This window comes from Vibrio sp. Sgm 5 (assembly GCF_026241575.1).
Lineage (GTDB): Bacteria > Pseudomonadota > Gammaproteobacteria > Enterobacterales > Vibrionaceae > Vibrio > Vibrio jasicida.
The window spans coordinates 1-17819 of sequence record NZ_JAPHPY010000073.1; the positions used below are offsets into that span (position 1 = coordinate 1).

Consider the following 17819-nt stretch of genomic DNA (forward strand, 5'->3'; position numbering starts at 1 on the left):
GAAGCCATCACTCAACATCACCAATGCTGAAAAGTCTGGGCTGATGGCGATGGCTTAAACCGATCTCAGGTTAAATAAGTAAGTGCCAGAGATAACTAAAATAGCGGTACGAATACCAACAGGTTTACCCCGCGTTTGGCGCTCTATACCGATCATTAAGCCGTTGATGGCGCAACAGGCTAATGCAGGCCAACTGAATGGGCCAAGATCGAAAATGTGTTCAAAAGTTGCTTGCATCTTAACCTCCAAATTTGCGGAGTATGCATAGATAAGACCGCCTGAGCGAACAAAAGCTTTTACTCGTAACGACAATCTTTATACGGAAAGCAACTTACTCTAGATGCAGATCCAGTGGCGTTTTACTTGGTCGGCCGCCAATTTCACGAGTCAATTTAGGCACTAGGTAGCCCGAGACGCGAGTAATCAAGCCACGCATGATTTCTTTTGCTTCTTCATCAGAGACGAAGAAATGTGCCGCGCCTTGGACTTTATCTAACACGTGTAGGTAATAAGGTAATATTCCTGAGTCAAACAGGGCTTCATTGAGAGTAACTTGTGCTTCTATGCTGTCATTGACGCCTTTTAATAGCACGCCTTGGTTAAGCAAAGTAACGCCGGATTGCTTCAGTTTTGCCATTTGAGCAGCAAACTCAGCATTGATCTCGTTGGCGTGGTTGATGTGCGTTACCAAGATGATTTGCAAGCGAGATGCTCGCAGTAACTGACACAACTCGTCAGTAATACGTGCAGGGATTACCACAGGTAAACGGCTGTGAATACGCAGGCGCTTGATGTGAGGGATTTGTGCGATGTGTTCTAGTAGCCAGTGGATCTCATCGTCTTTTGCCATCAGAGGATCACCACCTGAGAAGATAACTTCATTCAGTTCTGGCTGCTTCGCCATGTATTCTAAGCACTGAGTCCAAGCTTGTTTACCGCTCTTGTTCTCTTGATAAGGAAAATGACGGCGGAAGCAATAACGGCAGTTCACGGCACAGCCACCTTTTACAATCATCAATGCGCGATTGCGGTATTTGTGTAACAGCCCAGGCACTTCGTTGTCTTGCTCTTCCAGAGGATCATTGGAGTAACCTTCGTGAACCTCGAACTCCTCGTTCAAAGGTAATACTTGGCGTAAAAGTGGATCGTAAGGATTGCCTTTTTCCATCCTATCGACAAAACTTTGCGGTACACGCTGTGCAAACAGCTTGCGCGCAGCAAACCCGTCTTGCCACGGCGAAGGATCAATTTCCAAACTTTCCAGCAACTTTGCAGGATCAGAGATCCCATTCGCTAACTGTTTGAGCCAGTTTTGCTCAACAGATTCGACTTTTCGGGTTATTATGTGCGGCATTGAATTTAGCTCTAAGAATGTAAGAGGAAAAAATGGCTACAGTTAGCACCAATGAATTTAAAGGCGGCCTTAAGTTAATGCTTGATAACGAGCCTTGTGTAATTCTGGAAAACGAATACGTTAAACCAGGTAAAGGCCAAGCGTTCAACCGCGTTAAAATTCGTAAACTTCTTTCTGGTAAAGTGCTAGAGAAAACATTCAAGTCTGGTGACACTTGTGAAGTGGCAGACGTAATGGATATCGACCTAGATTATCTATATTCAGACGGCGAATTCTACCACTTTATGAACAACGAAACTTTCGAGCAGATCGCTGCAGACGCGAAAGCGGTTGGTGACAACGCTAAGTGGTTGGTAGAAAACAACACTTGTATGATCACGCTTTGGAACGGTAACCCAATCACAGTTACTCCACCAAACTTCGTTGAACTAGAAGTTACTGACACAGACCCAGGTCTAAAAGGTGACACTCAAGGTACAGGTGGTAAGCCAGCAACACTATCAACTGGCGCTGTAGTACGTGTACCACTATTCATCGCAATTGGCGAAGTGATCAAAGTTGACACTCGTACTGCTGAATATGTAGGTCGTGTGAAGTAATTCACCTCAGATTTTCTGATTGAAAAGGTCGCTTCGGCGGCCTTTTTTATTATCTGTTGTTTTATCCTAACAGCTTCAAGCTCTAGCGTGATAGATACCAACAGCAAACGTGATAGCTCATCAGCCGAGAAAGGGCGGTGATTGGCTTTAGTACTGCGGCTTAATGAACCAAGTAAGAAGATAAAACAGCAATAAGATCATGGATGGTTAAAAGCTTAAAAAGCAAAAAGATCATAGGTAACCCAAAGCTCTGATAGCGGGGCAAATTAAAGTAATTCAGAAGCTGATACGTGTTATCCGGCTCTCTTTTTTGTTGGTGATATATTGCTAAATATTTGCGTTTTATCTCAATATCACATTGATTTTATGAAGATAAAAACGCAGATGGGAAATTTGTGGCTATAGTAAATCGATACCTAACAAGCGCAAGGAAGCACTATGTCGACTCAAGAACAACATTACCCACTCAATGATTTTGTGGAATACTCTCCGCAAGAAATGGCAGCAAGAGCTGTACAGAATCTTGAGCAACTTCAGCGCCGTCATTCCATTCGTAGCTTCTCTGATCGTCCTGTGGCGAAAGAAGTGATTGAGCACTGCATTCGAGCAGCAGGTACAGCTCCGAGTGGTGCAAATCATCAGCCTTGGCATTTTGTTGCGATTAATAGTGCGGAAGTGAAAGGGCAGATCCGCCAAGCCGCTGAAGAGCTAGAACAGTCTTTCTATGAAGGGAGAGCAGGGCAAGAATGGTTAGATGCACTGAAGCCACTCGGTACCAATGCCAGTAAGCCTTATCTAGAAAAAGCACCGTGGTTGATTGCGGTGTTTTCACAAAAGAAAGGTGGTATGAGCAATGATGGAGAGCAAACCAATTACTATGTGCACGAGTCGGTAGGGATTGCCACAGGTTTTTTGCTTCAAGCATTGCATAACGCCGGTTTGGGTACGCTGACTCATACACCAAAACCAATGAGTTTCTTAAGTAAGATTTGCGGGCGAGACAATGATGTCGATCGTCCATATATGTTGATTGTGACCGGTTATCCGGAAGAAGATGCGACCATTCCGGAACATGCGATGCACAAAAAATCTTTGGATGACATCGCGACTTTTATTGAATAGCGGTTGTATTGATCTGCACTCGTTGAGAAAACATAAATAACAGGCAATAAAAAAGCTGGCGAGTTGCCAGCTTTTTTATTTTCGTCAGCGTCTTAAATCATGAAGATAAAGACAACGGCCAGCGCAGTGATTAAACCTGCAAACGCGTAACATGCGATTTTACCAATCAAGCCTGTGTGGAACTTAAGGTCGTGCATGCCGTGGTGTAGACGGTGCATCGCATGCCACATTGGCAATGCTAGCGTACCTATGATGAATAGCGCACCGATGATGCTGGTTGCGAATTCAGATACGCGTTCGTAACTCATTGCTTCTGCATCAATCACGCCAAGCGGTACCAAGATGCCCATAACCAGCACGGTAATCGGTGTGATCATCGCAAACCAAGTACCACCGGCACCAAATAGACCCCACCAGATTGGCTCATCAGAACGCTTCGGGGCTGTGTTAACACTATAATTCGGTTTCATTACTAAAGCTCCTTACACCACGATGAGAACGATCAGTGAGATGAACGCAACTGCGGCCCACTGAGTCAGAACGATGATTTTCTTATCCACTGGTTTGCCTTTCAAACGAATTGGCATTACTTGTGGCATCATGCTGAAGAAGGTTTGTGCATGGAACAAACTGCCTAGTAGAGCAACAATGTTGATTGCTACTACGATAGGGTTTGCCATGAACTCTAACCAACCTTGCCAAGCTTCTGGGCCTTTTACTAATGAACCTAGACCGAAAGTCAGGAAGATAGTGAATAGGATCAGAGGAAGCACAGTTGCTTCACGTACCATGTAGAAGCGGTAGAAAGGATGGTTCTTCCACCATGTGCGTTTTATTTCACGAACGTAAGGTTTACGGTTGCTCATCCTTATGCCTCCACTTTCTTTGGTGAACCATCAGGTTTCAACATCGCAATCACGAAGTCCATAGAAGACTCCACTTTGCCTTGGTTTACTGCCGCTGCTGGATCGACGCTCTTCGGACAAACTTCAGAACAGTAACCTACAAAGGTACAACCCCAAGCGCCGTTTTCACCATTGATCAGCTTCATGCGCTCAGCTTTACCGTTGTCACGGCTATCTAGGTTGTAACGGTGTGCCAGTGTTAGTGCCGCCGGACCGATGAACTCAGGGTTCAAACCGAACTGAGGACATGCCGCGTAGCAAAGACCACAGTTGATACAACCAGCAAACTGTTTGTACTTCGCCATTTGCTCTGGCGTTTGCAGGTTTGTGCCGTCTTCTGGCTTGCGATCGTTACCAATGATGTAAGGTTTGATTGCTTCTAGGCGCTCGATGAACGGCGTCATATCAACGATCAAGTCTTTCTCGATTGGGAAGTTTGCTAGTGGTTCGATAGTCACGCCATTCGGGTAATCACGTAGGAAGCTCTTACAAGCGAGCTTAGGCACGTTGTTTACCATGATGCCGCAAGAACCACAGATCGCCATACGACAAGACCAACGGTAAGACAGATCTTTATCTAGGTGATCTTTGATGTAGCCAAGTGCATCAAGTACGGACATGGTTTCATCAAATGGGACTTCGAATGTTTGCGTGTATGGTTCCGCGTCCTTCTCAGGGTCGTAACGCAGAATGTCTACTTTTTGAATGCGGTTTGCTGACATTATGCTTGCTCCTCTGCGCTCTTCGCTTCTGCTTCAGCGGCTTTTTCTGCTGCTGCTGCTTTCTCTGCTGCTTCACCGTATAGACGTGCTTTAGGCTGAGACTTAGTGATCTTCACGCCGCTGTAGTCAATACTTGGTGCTGCATCTTCTTTGAAGAAAGCAAGTGAGTGTTTCAGGAAGTTCACATCGTCACGTTCAGTACAACCATCGTCTAGACGCTGGTGCGCACCACGAGATTCTTTACGTAGGATGGCAGAGTGAACCATCGCTTCTGCGACTTCTAGGCCGTAACCAACTTCGATTGCGTATAAAAGATCAGTGTTGAACACTTTGCCTTTATCTTTGATGCTGATCTGTTTGTAACGAGCTTTAAGTTCAGTGATCTTATCAATCGTTGCTTGCATCAAATCTTCTTGGCGGTAGATACCACAACCTGCTTCCATGGTGTGACCCATTTCAGTACGGATATCTGCCCAGTTTTCTTCGCCTTCTTGGTTCATCAGAGCAGCAATGCGGTCTTCAACTGCTTTCACTTGAGTCGCGATAGACTCTTCGTTCCAGCCTTTGAATTCTGCTGCGCGTTTCACCGCTTGTTCACCCGCAACGCGACCGAATACAACGAACTCAGCAAGCGAGTTAGAACCTAGACGGTTTGCGCCGTGAAGACCAACTGATGCACATTCGCCAACCGCGAATAGACCTTTAATGCGAGTTTCACATTCGCCGTTGGTTTCAATGCCACCCATGGTGTAGTGAACCGTAGGACGAATTGGAATTGGCTCTTTTGCAGGGTCTACGTTCACATAAGCTTTCGCTAGTTCACAGATGAACGGTAAACGCTCTTGTAGGTATTCTTCACCAAGGTGGCGAAGGTCTAGGTGCACCACGTCACCAAGAGGGTGTTTGATGGTGTTGCCTTTCTGCTGTTCATGCCAGAACGCTTGAGAAACTTTGTCACGAGGACCCAGTTCCATGTATTTGTTTTTCGGCTCGCCCACTGGGGTTTCTGGGCCCATGCCGTAATCTTGCAGGTAACGGTAACCATCTTTGTTAACGATGATACCGCCTTCACCACGACAACCTTCGGTCATCAGGATACCTGTGCCAGGAAGACCTGTTGGGTGGTATTGAACGAATTCCATATCACGTAGAGGAACGCCGTGACGGTAAGCCATCGCCATGCCGTCGCCCGTTACGATACCGCCGTTGGTGTTACAGTGATAAACACGACCAGCACCACCTGTTGCTAACACAACCGATTTCGCTTTAATCGTAACCAACTCACCTTCAGACATGTGGATTGCAATCAGACCTTGTACTTCACCTTCATCAACAAGCAAATCGACAACAAAGTACTCATCAAAGCGTTTGATGTTGTCGTACTTCATTGACGTCTGGAATAGCGTGTGAAGCATGTGGAAGCCAGTTTTATCTGCAGCGAACCAAGTACGTTCAACCTTCATACCGCCAAAGCGGCGTACGTTGACTTCACCGTTCTCTTTACGACTCCATGGGCAACCCCATTGCTCCATTTGGATCATTTCGCGAGTCGCGTTCTCTACAAAGTATTCAACAACGTCCTGTTCACATAGCCAGTCACCACCGCCAACGGTATCGTTGAAGTGATTGTCTAAGCTATCTTCATCCTTGATAACTGCTGCTGAGCCACCTTCTGCAGCAACCGTGTGGGAGCGCATTGGGTAAACTTTAGAAATAAGTGCTACTTCTAAGTCCGGGTTTGCTTCAGCCGCTGCAATAGCAGTACGAAGACCAGCGCCGCCTGCGCCGATGACTGCGATATCTGTGGTGATAATTTGCACAGTTATCCTCCAGTGTGTGATTGCGGAAATCCGCTTGTTATTGTGAGTGTGAGGGCACCGTTTTAAGGCAATCCCTCAAAAGTAGTAGGGTTAGTGTAGGGGAGGCTTATGGCAGAAAAATTGATGTATTTGGGGTTTTTCTCCGGTAATGCACATGTGAGCATAGAAATTCTAGGTTATGTGACTGCTATCACGGCACGAAACGTTTGGTGCACAAACGTAATCGCTGTCAATGTTACATGACTGTTGCGCGACATTACCCTCATTGATAATAGGGTAAGTTGTGAGTGTTTTTTGTACTGTGGAACGTCAAATGCTTGCTTCAGTTTTAATCGATTTTTATTCGCGTTTGGGGGGCAAAAATTGGAGCCGATTCCCCCCTCGCTGAACTAGGCAAATCATGCCAAAATTGCTATTTTTCCTGCTCATCAACCTTTTAAGAGTTTTGTTATGCAAACGAACTGGCAACCTACCGCTTCTATGGAACAACTACGTCAACGTGCGATGTTGATTACCGCTATTCGTCAATTCTTCGCCGAGCGACAGGTGATGGAAGTCGACACGCCAGCGATGAGTCACGCGACGGTGACAGACATTCATTTGCATACCTTCCAGACTGAATTTGTAGGACCAGGCTATGCCGGTGGCAGCAAACTGTTCTTTATGACCAGTCCTGAATTCCATATGAAGCGCCTACTGGCTGCGGGCAGTGGTTGTATTTACCAAATCAACAAAGCTTTTCGTAATGAAGAGAATGGTCGTCACCACAATCCTGAATTCACCATGTTGGAGTGGTACCGTATCGGTTTTGATCATCATAAGCTGATGGACGAAATGGATGACCTGCTACAACTGGTATTGAAGTGCGGCGCTGCTGAGCGAATGACTTACCAGCAAGCTTTTATTGACGTACTTGGTGCGTGCCCGTTAGAAGGCTCGATGCAAGAGCTAAAAGCAGTCGCGGCAAAGCTGGGTTTGAGTGACATTGCAGAGCCAGAAGAAGATCGTGATACCTTGCTGCAACTGTTGTTCAGCATCGGTGTGGAAGCCAAGATTGGTCAGCAAGTCCCTGCGTTTGTTTATGACTTCCCAGCTTCACAAGCCGCGCTGGCAAAGATCAACCCACAAGATACCCGTGTCGCGGATCGCTTTGAGGTGTACTTCAAAGGTATTGAGCTTGCGAACGGCTTCCATGAACTCGATAACCCGAAAGAGCAATTAGCACGTTTCGAACAAGATAACGCTAAGCGTCTAGAAATGGGCTTGAAGCCACAACCTATCGATTTCCATCTGATTGGTGCATTAGAGGCGGGCTTGCCAGATTGTGCTGGTGTGGCATTAGGCATTGATCGTTTGATTATGTTGGCATTAGGTTGCGACCATATTGATCAAGTGACCGCTTTCCCATTCCCAATTGCTTAAGGATTGATGATGAACCTAATCGCTGCCCGTTTCGTTCTACTGAGCTATGCCGCCCTCATTGCTTATCTTTCTTTGAGTTCGGGTGAGTTGCAAGATTGGGGTGACATTGCGTACTTGGATAAGATGCAGCATGCGATGGCGTACAGTGGTTTTGGTTTCTTAGGTTGCTTTTGTGTTTCAAAGTGGCGTCAGCGTTGGACGATAGCAGTGAGTATTTTGTTATTTAGTGCCGTGATTGAAGTTCTGCAAGGGTATGTGGGTCGACAAACGTCATGGCATGATCTGATTGCAAACACCATTGGTATCGTAACTGGTCTGCTATGTTACCGTATTTGGAGCCTCTATCGACCTAGGTTGGTGAAGTCGTTATACTCAATTCGTTAATGAAGAGGGAATACGATAACCATGAAAACGCGCGACAAAATTGTCTATGCCGCACTGGAGTTGTTTAACCAACATGGTGAGCGCAATATCACAACCAATCACATTGCTGACCATATTGAAATTAGCCCAGGCAACCTTTACTACCACTTTCGTAATAAGCAAGAAATCGTGCGTGAGATCTTCGCACTTTACTCTGCGGAGTTGCTAGAAAGATTCACTCCAATTCAAGGTTCTCAAGAGAGCCTGACCATGCTGAAAAGCTACCTAGATTCCATTTTTACGCTAATGTGGAAGTACCGTTTCTTTTACGCAAACTTACCGGAAATCTTATCGCGCGATGAAAAGCTGCATGATGAGTACATTGATGTTCAGGAAAAGCTTCAAGCGAACCTGATTGCCATCATGCAAGAGTTCGTGTCGTTGAAGTTGTTGAACGTTGACCAAACACAATTGAAGCCTTTGGTTTGTACTCTGCATTTAATTGCGTGTAGCTGGCTAGCGTATCAATCAGCGATGTCTCCAAAAACAGAAATCACCGAAACAATGGTAAAACAAGGCATGCTACAAATGCTAAATGTGGTGAAGCCTGTTGCGACAGAGCAAGGCATGGAGCAGTTACTGCTACTCGAAGAGGCTTTAAGCACACTACACAGTTAGTACTATTTTCCCTCCTTATTAACATTAGAAAATGAGAGTATGGCTCAATGCTTAAGGTTTAGAGCGCAGCTCTCATTTTCAGCCCCTCCCTTGAGTTGACTTGCTGTGCTCATTTCGCACAATAGGATTCATACACCCCCCAATTATCTGTTGGGATATGACTCTCGATAAAGGAACTATCGTTCAATGAACTACGACATTTTTAATGGCGATGCCGATGGCATCATCGCATTGTTGCAATTGCGTTTGGCGGATCCCATCGAAGCTAAGTTGGTGACTGGTGTTAAACGTGATATTAAGCTGGTGGAAAAGGTCGATCTGCAAGCTGGCGATGAGCTGACGGTATTAGACATTTCAATGGAAAAGAACATGGTAGGTCTAGAGCAAGCATTGGCTCAAGGCGCACATGTGTTTTACGCTGATCACCACAAAGCGGGTGAGATTCCTCAACATGGTAACTTAGATGCGCACATCGATCTTGATGCTAATATGTGTACCGCTTTGATTGTCGATAAACTGCTTGATGGCCGTTTTCATACATGGGCGATCACCGCTGCTTATGGTGATAACTTGATTGCTAAAGCGGATGCGTTGGCGGACAAAATCGAACTCAATGAAGAGCAAAAAGCGCAGTTAAAAGAGCTAGGTACACTGATTAACTACAATGGCTACGGCTCGAAAGTTGATGATCTTCACTTCCATCCGGCGGATTTGTATCGTGCACTTCTTCAGTACACCTCTCCATTTGATGCTATTGAAGATAAAGCGTCACCTTACTACCAATTACAATCGGCTTATCAGCAAGATATGGATGCGGCACTAGCTGTCCCTGCAACTCACGAAAGCTCAAAGCTCAAGCTGTTTGAACTACCGAATAATGCAGCATCACGCCGAATTAGTGGTGTTTATGGCAACTGGCTTGCGAACCAAAATCCAGACTCTGCGCATGCGGTATTAACTGAAAATACAGATGGTACATACACGGTTTCTCTTCGTGCTCCGTTGAATAACAAGCAAGGTGCCGTGGCTGTGTGTGGGCAGTTCCCAACTGGTGGTGGAAGAGAAGCGGCCGCGGGTATTAATGCGTTAAGTCAAGATGATGTAAGTGCCTTTATCGATGCGGTAGAGACCTATTACGCATAGCGCTTTCCCAAATATACATACAAAAAAGGAGCCGAGAGGCTCCTTTTTTATTGCGAAACAATAAGTTGAGTAGTTAACGTTTCAGCCAAGATTTCGGGTTTTGCGCTTCACTGTTACGGCGGATCTCGAAATAGAGCGAGGCACGGTCTTGACCACCAGTATCCCCCGCGAGAGCAATGACTTCACCTGCTGTCACCTTATCGCCTTCTTTCTTAGTTAACGCTTGGTTGTAGCCATAAAGTGTCATATCGCCCTTACCATGGTCAAGCAAAACGACTAGACCATAACCACGTAAGTACTCCGCAAATACAACGGTACCTGGGTAAACCGCTTTCACTTGCTGGCCATAATTAGCTGAGAGCACCATGCCTTTCCAGTTTACTTGGCCGGTTTGTCTTGTGCCAAAGTTATGTAGGACGCGACCTTTTAATGGCCATGGCAATTTACCGCGCTGTTTCGCAATACCATCCATAGGCACTGCGTTACGTTTTGCGGCTTTCGCGATCTCGGCTTTTAGACGGGTTTCGTTGCGTTGTAGTTCAGAAAGGTAACGCTTGTCGTCTTTGATGCTTTTTTGAATCTTGCTCAGTGTCCCTTTACGTTTCGACTGGGTATTTGCCAACGAAGAACGTTTTTCGGATTGCTGTTTGAGCAGGGTTTCAATTTGTGCTTTTTCGAGCTCGAGTTGGTTCTTATTATGTGCCAACTCCTGCGTGGTCTTGGTGATGTCATCAATCACTTTTGCCCGTGCTTTTGCCAAATGCTGGAAGTACTGACTAATGCGATCTTCTTCTACACCTTGATTCAAAAGGTGACCATTGGCTTTGGCTCTTTCTGTCACGTAGTAGGTCTGAAGCAACTGCTTTAGCTCTTCTTCCTGCGCCTGACGCTGGCCTTCTTGCAGAGCAATCTTCTCTTCTAACTTATTAATGTTTTGATCAGCCTGCGCTAAGTCTGCTTTGGTTTGCTTGATTTCTCGTTCTAATTTAGAAATACCAAGCTCTTGGTTTTTTAGCGACTTTTGTAGATCGTTCAGTTGTTTTTCTTGAGAGGTGAGTGACTTACGCTGGCGGTTAATTTCGCTGGAAACGCCTTTCAGCTCTTGCTGGCTAGCAGCGGAAGAGGTGATGGGATATGTGGCAGATAAAGCACAAGTTAATAAAATAGCCGAGCGTAGCACTGGGTGATTTTGTTTTCGCACTTGAGAGTTACCTACCACATTATTGTCAAAAGATTAAATGACGATTAAATACCATCCCCGTGGATAAAGCTTTGCGATTTGCCATTAAAGCCTTGATCCATATCGAGAGAAGGTTTGTCCGTTTTTGGACGACCAACAATTTTCGCAGGCACTCCCGCCACAGTTGTGTGCGGTGGCACTGCTTGCAATACCACAGAGCAAGAGCCGATTTTCGCGCCTTCACCCACTTCGATATTGCCAAGAATCTTTGCACCAGCGCCGATCATGACGCCTTCGCGAATTTTCGGGTGACGATCACCGCATTCTTTGCCAGTACCACCAAGGGTGACATCCTGCAAAATAGACACATCGTTTTCTACGACAGCCGTTTCACCGATCACGATACCTGTCGCATGGTCTAGCATGATACCACTACCGATGCGTGCCGCAGGGTGAATATCCACCTGACACGCCACAGAGATCTGGTTTTGTAGATAAGTCGCAAGTGCGTGACGCCCTTGCTTCCAGAGCCAGTTTGCTACGCGGTAGCCTTGCAGAGCATGATAGCCCTTTAGATAAAGCAGTGGCATTGAGTACATCGAAACCGCTGGGTCACGATTCACCGTTGCACAAATATCGCAGGCCGCGCCGTCCGTGATGGTTGGATCGGCCGCGAAGGCTTCTTCAACCACTTCACGTACTGCCATTGCAGGCATGGAAGCGGTGTTCAATTTGTTTGCCAGAATGTAGCTTAACGCAGCACACAAGCTTTCATGCTTGATGATAGTCGCATGGTAAAAGCTCGCCAACATGGGCTCTTGCTCTGACATCTCACGGGCTTCTGAGACAATTTTGTCCCAGACTTTTTGTTTTTCGCAGTGTTTCATTCTCAATGTCCTGAGTGGTTCTTCCGTGACCCGACAACTTCTATTCTTCTCAGATGAGGTGCAAAGGGGCGTAGAGTGCTACTTTCCTTCGGCTTTTTTGTCACGAGCAAGTAAATCTTGCGCTGCCAGGCGCGCATCCTTCCCTTGATACAATACTTGATAAATTTGGTCAACAATTGGCATTTCAACGTCCATGCGTTGAGAAAGCATCCACACTTCCTTCGTGTTACGGTAGCCTTCCACCACTTGGCCGATCTCTTCTTGAGCGGTGTCGACATCTTTACCTTTACCTAGTGCCAAACCAAAACGACGGTTACGTGATTGGTTATCGGTACAAGTCAATACAAGATCCCCCAAACCAGCCATGCCCATAAAGGTCTCTGGTTGTGCGCCCAGTGCAGCGCCAAGGCGGCTCATTTCCGCAAGGCCACGTGTGATGAGTGCTGTACGTGCGTTCGCACCAAAACCAATGCCGTCAGACATACCTGCACCAATGGCGATAACGTTTTTCACGGCGCCGCCAAGTTGCATGCCGATGAAGTCGTTGTTTGCGTAAACACGGAAAGTTTTACTGCAATGGATTTTTTCTTGCAGATCAGCAACGAAATCTGAGTCTGGAGAGGCAACGGAGATGGCTGTTGGCATGCCCATCGCAAGTTCTTTTGCGAAAGTAGGACCTGAAAGTACCGCGAGAGAGTAACTCTCACCAATAATGTCGAAAGCCACTTCTTTAAGTAGACGACCTGTTTCTGGTTCTAGGCCTTTGGTTGCCCAGCAAATACGAGAATCTTCACGTAGGAAAGGCTTGCAGCTATTCAGTACGATGCCAAAGACATGGCTAGGAACGACGACTAACAAGTCACGGCTTGCTTGAACGGCTTTTTCTAAATCCGATTCAATAATCAAGCTCTCAGGGAAATCAATACCAGGTAAGAATTCATGGTTGGCACGATCTGCCTCAAGGCGAGCCATGTGTGTTGGCTCATGACCCCAAAGAACCACGTTCGCACCGTTGCGAGCAAGGGAAATCGCCAAAGAAGTGCCGTATGAACCTGCGCCAATCACCGTCATTGCGATGTCTTTACCGTAAGCATTGTTGGTATTTGCTTGTGTCATGCTACCGCCTAATTGTCTTTCTACTAATAGAATCTAGTTCATAATCGCCAGATTTTACGCTCTCTAGCGGCTAGGAACTAGGATCTTTCAGAAATAAAAAATGCACATTGCATCACTGGTTAGACGCGTTGTGCATTTTCTTAAGGTATATGCCGTGTCGAATTAGAATCTACTATGACACGTCACTTACAAAACGTGAATTACGCTTCAGCTTCGCCTTGTTGAGCTTGCTGTTGTAGGTAGTTCATGAACAGCGCGTCGAAGTTAACTGGCGCTAGGTTCAGTTGAGGGAACGTACCTTTAACCACTAGGCTTGAGATAGTTTCACGAGCGTAAGGGAATAGGATGTTCGGGCAGAATGCGCCTAGGCAATGTGCTAGTTGGCCTGCTTCCATTTGCTCAGCTGTGAAGATACCACCTTGTTGAACTTCACATAGGAACGCTGTTTCTTCTTCGTTCTTTACAGTAACTGTTAGACGTAGAACTACTTCGTAAACGCCTTCACCAAGCTCACGGCTTTGAGTGTCTAGGTCTAGTTTAACGTCTGGGTTCCACTCTTTTTGGAACATTACTGGAGAGTTAGGCGCTTCAAAAGAAACGTCTTTTAGGAAGATGCGTTGAATTGCGAAGTTTTGTTGTGCGTCTTGTGGTGCTGCTTCAGCCATTTTTAAATCCTTAATAAACATTTGTTGAGCCTAGAACGATCTAAACCCAGAAATATGGTTTGTCCTGAGACTAACTGAGCAAATCTACATTGACTAGATGAAGCGCGTATTACGTGCAAAGCGTCACAACTTAGTGCTTCAACTGCTTTCTATTTGCTCAGTTTATATAAACGAGGCTTGGCAAAATTGGATTTTTACCGCGAACCTTATTTTTTACCACGTACTAGCGGTAGGTTCGCTTCGCTCCATGCAATCAAGCCATTTTTCAGTAGGCTTACGTTTTCAAAGCCTGCTTTAGCTAGTAGGTTTGCACTTTCTTGAGCAGTTTGGCCTGTCTTGCATACCACAATGATTGGGTCTGATTTACGGTTTTCAAGGCTACCAAAGTTACCAGCTTTGATATCTGACGGTAAAATGTGAAGTGCGTCGGTGATATGGCCTTGTTTGAACTCATCTTTAGAGCGGATATCGACCACAACGCCGTTTTCACGGTTCATTAGGTGAGTCAGTTGGTTTACGTTAATCTCTTTGTATGCGGCTGTCGCTGACTTCACGATGTTCATGATGAATGCGACAAGAAGACCTACCCAAACCAAAGATAGAATCATGTTCTGTTGGAAAAAATCAATGTACTCTTGCATGTCTTGAGCTCTTGCAATGTTGGCGGAAAAATAAAGCAGGAGTATAGCGGGGTTAGTCGCCTTAGGCGAGAGGGTTAAAATTTTCTAACGAATAATTGAGATCTACGCGCTTGCCTCAAGCCTTTTCTAATGTGCTATTCGTGCAATCTTAGTATCACTTCTTCCTATCAATCTAATTGGTGTAATTGACTTCACTTCTACATTGAAAAGCGCAAAATAGTTATCAACAAAAAGTTTTTCACCAAAGTATTTCGGTGGTCGTACAAAGCATCTTGAAAGTGACTATGCTTGTGAAACACGTTTGCTGACTAGGTCGGATTGCTTGCTAACTTGTAAGATAGCAACAATAAATCGCAAACATTATTTGATCTTAACCTACAGTTTTGGTTAAAAAGTGTAGTAAAATTACGCTAGTTTTGTTTCAAGGTTAGATGGAGCAATGAAGCTCTACGCCGAAAGTTACTTAAATTTGATGAGGTCATCACTATGTCTGCTAAGAAGCCATTGGCTCTAGTTATCCTTGACGGTTACGGTTACCGTGAAGACACAGCAAGTAACGCAATTGCAAATGCTAAAACACCAGTAATGGATGCACTGATTGCGAATAACCCTAACACTCTAATCTCTGCTTCAGGTATGGACGTTGGTCTTCCTGATGGTCAAATGGGTAACTCAGAAGTTGGTCATACCAACATCGGTGCAGGTCGCGTTGTATACCAAGATCTAACTCGTATCACCAAGTCTATCGCTGATGGTGAGTTTGCTGAGACAGCTGCGTTAGTTGAAGCTATCGATTCTGCAGTTGAAGCTGGTAAAGCGGTACACCTAATGGGCCTTATGTCTCCAGGTGGTGTTCACTCTCACGAAGATCACATCTACGCAGCAGTTGAAATGGCAGCCGCTCGTGGCGCTGAGAAAATTTACCTACACTGCTTCCTAGACGGCCGTGACACGCCACCACGCAGTGCTGAAAACTCACTACAACGTTTCCAAGACCTATTTGCGAAACTAGGTAAAGGCCGTGTTGCTTCTCTCGTAGGTCGTTACTACGCAATGGACCGTGACAACAACTGGGATCGCGTTCAAGTTGCCTACGATCTTCTGACTCAAGCAAAAGCTGAGTTCACAGCAGAAACAGCAGTTGCTGGTCTAGAAGCGGCTTATGCTCGTGAAGAAAACGACGAGTTTGTTAAAGCAACAGCGATCAAAGCTGAAGGCCAAGAAGATGCAATCATGCAAGATGGCGACGCGGTTATCTTCATGAACTACCGTGCTGACCGTGCACGTCAAATCACTCGTGCATTCGTTCCTGCATTTGATGGCTTCGAGCGTGCGGCGTTCCCTGCGATCAACTTCGTGATGCTGACTCAATACGCAGCTGATATCCCGCTAGCTATTGCTTTCCCTCCTGCGTCTCTAGAAAACACGTACGGTGAGTGGCTATCTAAGCAAGGTCAAACTCAGCTACGTATTTCTGAAACAGAGAAATACGCACACGTTACATTCTTCTTCAACGGTGGTGTTGAGAATGAATTTGAAGGTGAAGAGCGTCAACTTGTTGCTTCTCCAAAAGTAGCAACTTACGATATGCAGCCAGAAATGAGCTCTCCAGAACTAACAGAGAAGATGGTTGCAGCGATCAAATCTGGCAAATTCGACACTATCATTTGTAACTACCCGAACGCAGATATGGTTGGTCATACTGGCGTTTACGAAGCGGCTGAGCAAGCTATCGAAGCACTAGATGAAAGCGTAGGTAAAGTGGTTGAAGCAATCAAAGAAGTTGGCGGTCAGCTACTGATCACTGCGGATCACGGTAACGCGGAAATGATGATTGACCCAACAACGGGCGGAATTCACACTGCACACACTAACCTACCTGTACCTCTAATCTACGTAGGTGACAAAGCGGTTGAGTTCAAAGAAGGCGGTAAACTGTCTGACCTTGCACCAACCATGCTTTCTCTAGCGGGTCTAGAAATTCCTGCAGAAATGTCTGGTCAAATCCTAGTTAAGTAATTAACTAAGATTCAGAATGATAAAAGCCCGAGTTCGACTCGGGCTTTTTTGTGTCTGCGATTCTGTGTTTGGTAAGGCGGTGAGTTACTAAGCTCAACAGGCCCTAATTGAACCTGCTCTATTGTACTAAGATACCAGTACCAATCACGGCTAAGGCCGCGCCAAACCAGGCAAAACGATTTGGACGTTTCTTGGTGTAAACCCACAACAGCGGCAGCAACATGATTGGTGTTGTTGAAGAAAGCAGAGCCACCATCCCGACATTTCCCTCACGTAGGGCATAGAGAGTCAACGTCATACCCACTGCCATGGCCAAGAAACCGTTTAATGCAGTGATACCAAAAACTTTCCAGGTGATAGTTTGAGTCGCACGGGCTACCTTCGCGCCAATCAACCAAAGCGCGCAATGCGCGACAAAGGCACTGATCATACGAATCGCAGAAGCGGCGACTGGATCGACACTCGTTTGCATGACTGGTTTAGCAATGATACCACCAAGCGCCTGACACATAGCGGCAGTTAAACCGAGCCCGACACCTATCCAAACATTACCTTTGATCTCCTCTAGCGTGTTACTGGCTTGTCCGCGTCGGCCGTAGAAAGTCGCCATGACGACACCGTTAAAAACTAAGGCGGCTCCAATCAGCTCCATACCAGTCATGCTTTCGCTAAATAGAAAGTAACCTAAAATGGCAGAGAAGACGGCGTGACAAGAAAACAGTAAACCTGCTTGGCGTGGCCCCATGCGGTTCAAACAAGCGAACAACGCCGTATCGCCAATAAAGATACCAATCAAACCGGACGCCATCATCGGCGTAATGTGTTCTGTGGTCACACTTAACCAACCTCCGGTGAACCAAGCCATACTGGATAGGATGACGGCTGTACAACCCATACGCCATCGGCTATAGGAAAAAGCACCGAGATGTTGGGCGGGAACAACCGAAATTAAGCTAGAAATAGCCCATAGGAAAGCAGCGCACAGCGCCAGCCATTCATAACCCATGATTGCGAAACATCCTTGTAGAGCAGGGGAGAGGTTTTAATATGCACGAATTTATAACGATGTAAAAGAGCATCTTAATGCCAATAAAAAAGCAGCTCGTTGAGCTAATGCCGATCAGTTAAGAAATTAATAGACTGATCAATTGAACGATCCCACCAGTGTGTAAAAATCCGATAG

The 17819-nt window shown here is 45.9% G+C and carries 18 protein-coding genes and 1 pseudogene; 7 read left to right on the forward strand and 12 right to left on the reverse strand.

The window, feature by feature from the left end; genetic code table 11:
* Positions 1 to 72: 72 nt before the first annotated feature.
* Positions 73 to 237: pseudogene (locus OQJ86_RS24335) on the reverse strand (MgtC/SapB family protein); the annotation flags it as partial.
* 94 nt (positions 238 to 331) lie between these two features.
* Complete coding sequence (gene epmB / locus OQJ86_RS24340) at positions 332 to 1354, reverse strand: EF-P beta-lysylation protein EpmB (protein ID WP_265991673.1); 1023 nt, start codon at positions 1352 to 1354, stop codon at positions 332 to 334.
* A 32-nt stretch (positions 1355 to 1386) separates the two neighbouring features.
* Between epmB and efp the strand changes: the two genes are divergently transcribed.
* Entirely contained in the window at positions 1387 to 1953 is a 567-nt protein-coding gene (efp, locus tag OQJ86_RS24345) for an elongation factor P (RefSeq protein WP_005425036.1), read from the forward strand.
* 438 nt (positions 1954 to 2391) lie between these two features.
* Positions 2392 to 3075, forward strand: a complete 684-nt coding sequence (locus OQJ86_RS24350; RefSeq protein ID WP_104029019.1) for a nitroreductase family protein — start codon at positions 2392 to 2394, stop codon at positions 3073 to 3075.
* Between the two features lie 92 nt (positions 3076 to 3167).
* On the opposite strand, the gene frdD is transcribed toward OQJ86_RS24350, so the two are convergent.
* From frdD to frdA, 4 genes are read right to left on the reverse strand one after another with little or no spacing between them, the layout of a single operon-like run.
* A complete protein-coding gene (frdD, locus tag OQJ86_RS24355) occupies positions 3168 to 3545 on the reverse strand; it encodes a fumarate reductase subunit FrdD (RefSeq protein WP_038871005.1) in 378 nt (125 codons plus the stop codon).
* 12 nt (positions 3546 to 3557) lie between these two features.
* A complete protein-coding gene (frdC, locus tag OQJ86_RS24360; RefSeq protein WP_038871007.1) occupies positions 3558 to 3941 on the reverse strand; it encodes a fumarate reductase subunit FrdC in 384 nt (127 codons plus the stop codon).
* 2 nt (positions 3942 to 3943) lie between these two features.
* Positions 3944 to 4702: a succinate dehydrogenase/fumarate reductase iron-sulfur subunit gene (locus OQJ86_RS24365; protein WP_038871009.1), complete on the reverse strand. Its 759-nt coding sequence runs from the start codon at positions 4700 to 4702 to the stop codon at positions 3944 to 3946.
* Entirely contained in the window at positions 4702 to 6522 is a 1821-nt protein-coding gene (gene frdA, locus OQJ86_RS24370) for a fumarate reductase (quinol) flavoprotein subunit (protein WP_038871011.1), read from the reverse strand. Before frdA ends, OQJ86_RS24365 begins: the two co-directional genes overlap by 1 nt.
* A 450-nt stretch (positions 6523 to 6972) precedes the next feature.
* On the opposite strand from frdA, the gene epmA reads away from it, so the two are divergent.
* From epmA to OQJ86_RS24390, 4 genes are all read left to right on the forward strand, one after another.
* Complete coding sequence (epmA, locus tag OQJ86_RS24375) at positions 6973 to 7944, forward strand: elongation factor P--(R)-beta-lysine ligase (protein ID WP_042604425.1); 972 nt, start codon at positions 6973 to 6975, stop codon at positions 7942 to 7944.
* Between the two features lie 9 nt (positions 7945 to 7953).
* Positions 7954 to 8328, forward strand: coding sequence for a VanZ family protein (locus OQJ86_RS24380; RefSeq protein ID WP_042604426.1), 375 nt, complete (start codon positions 7954 to 7956; stop codon positions 8326 to 8328).
* 21 nt (positions 8329 to 8349) lie between these two features.
* Positions 8350 to 8985 (forward strand): TetR/AcrR family transcriptional regulator, encoded by a 636-nt coding sequence (locus tag OQJ86_RS24385; RefSeq protein WP_038871017.1) that lies wholly within the window; start codon positions 8350 to 8352, stop codon positions 8983 to 8985.
* 186 nt (positions 8986 to 9171) lie between these two features.
* Positions 9172 to 10128, forward strand: a complete 957-nt coding sequence (locus OQJ86_RS24390; protein WP_265991683.1) for a DHH family phosphoesterase — start codon at positions 9172 to 9174, stop codon at positions 10126 to 10128.
* A 73-nt stretch (positions 10129 to 10201) separates the two neighbouring features.
* Here the strand turns inward: OQJ86_RS24390 and OQJ86_RS24395 are convergent, their stop codons facing one another.
* The 5 genes from OQJ86_RS24395 to OQJ86_RS24415 all read right to left on the reverse strand — a co-directional run bounded on the left by OQJ86_RS24395 (position 10202) and on the right by OQJ86_RS24415 (position 14617).
* Entirely contained in the window at positions 10202 to 11347 is a 1146-nt protein-coding gene (locus OQJ86_RS24395) for a murein hydrolase activator EnvC family protein (protein ID WP_042602243.1), read from the reverse strand.
* A gap of 26 nt (positions 11348 to 11373) precedes the next feature.
* Entirely contained in the window at positions 11374 to 12195 is an 822-nt protein-coding gene (gene cysE, locus OQJ86_RS24400) for a serine O-acetyltransferase (protein ID WP_038881492.1), read from the reverse strand.
* Positions 12196 to 12273: 78 nt separating this feature from the next.
* Positions 12274 to 13311, reverse strand: coding sequence for an NAD(P)H-dependent glycerol-3-phosphate dehydrogenase (gpsA, locus tag OQJ86_RS24405; protein WP_265991687.1), 1038 nt, complete (start codon positions 13309 to 13311; stop codon positions 12274 to 12276).
* 200 nt (positions 13312 to 13511) lie between these two features.
* On the reverse strand, positions 13512 to 13976 hold the full coding sequence (gene secB / locus OQJ86_RS24410) for a protein-export chaperone SecB (protein WP_005530940.1): 465 nt from the start codon (positions 13974 to 13976) through the stop codon (positions 13512 to 13514).
* Between the two features lie 206 nt (positions 13977 to 14182).
* The gene (locus OQJ86_RS24415) at positions 14183 to 14617 is read right to left on the reverse strand and encodes a rhodanese-like domain-containing protein (protein WP_038871024.1); all 435 of its coding nucleotides are present in this window, start codon (positions 14615 to 14617) and stop codon (positions 14183 to 14185) included.
* A gap of 486 nt (positions 14618 to 15103) precedes the next feature.
* On the opposite strand from OQJ86_RS24415, the gene gpmM reads away from it, so the two are divergent.
* A complete protein-coding gene (gene gpmM / locus OQJ86_RS24420) occupies positions 15104 to 16636 on the forward strand; it encodes a 2,3-bisphosphoglycerate-independent phosphoglycerate mutase (protein WP_038871026.1) in 1533 nt (510 codons plus the stop codon).
* 118 nt (positions 16637 to 16754) lie between these two features.
* Here the strand turns inward: gpmM and OQJ86_RS24425 are convergent, their stop codons facing one another.
* Positions 16755 to 17642, reverse strand: coding sequence for a DMT family transporter (locus tag OQJ86_RS24425; RefSeq protein WP_265991691.1), 888 nt, complete (start codon positions 17640 to 17642; stop codon positions 16755 to 16757).
* Positions 17643 to 17819: the final 177 nt, after the last annotated feature.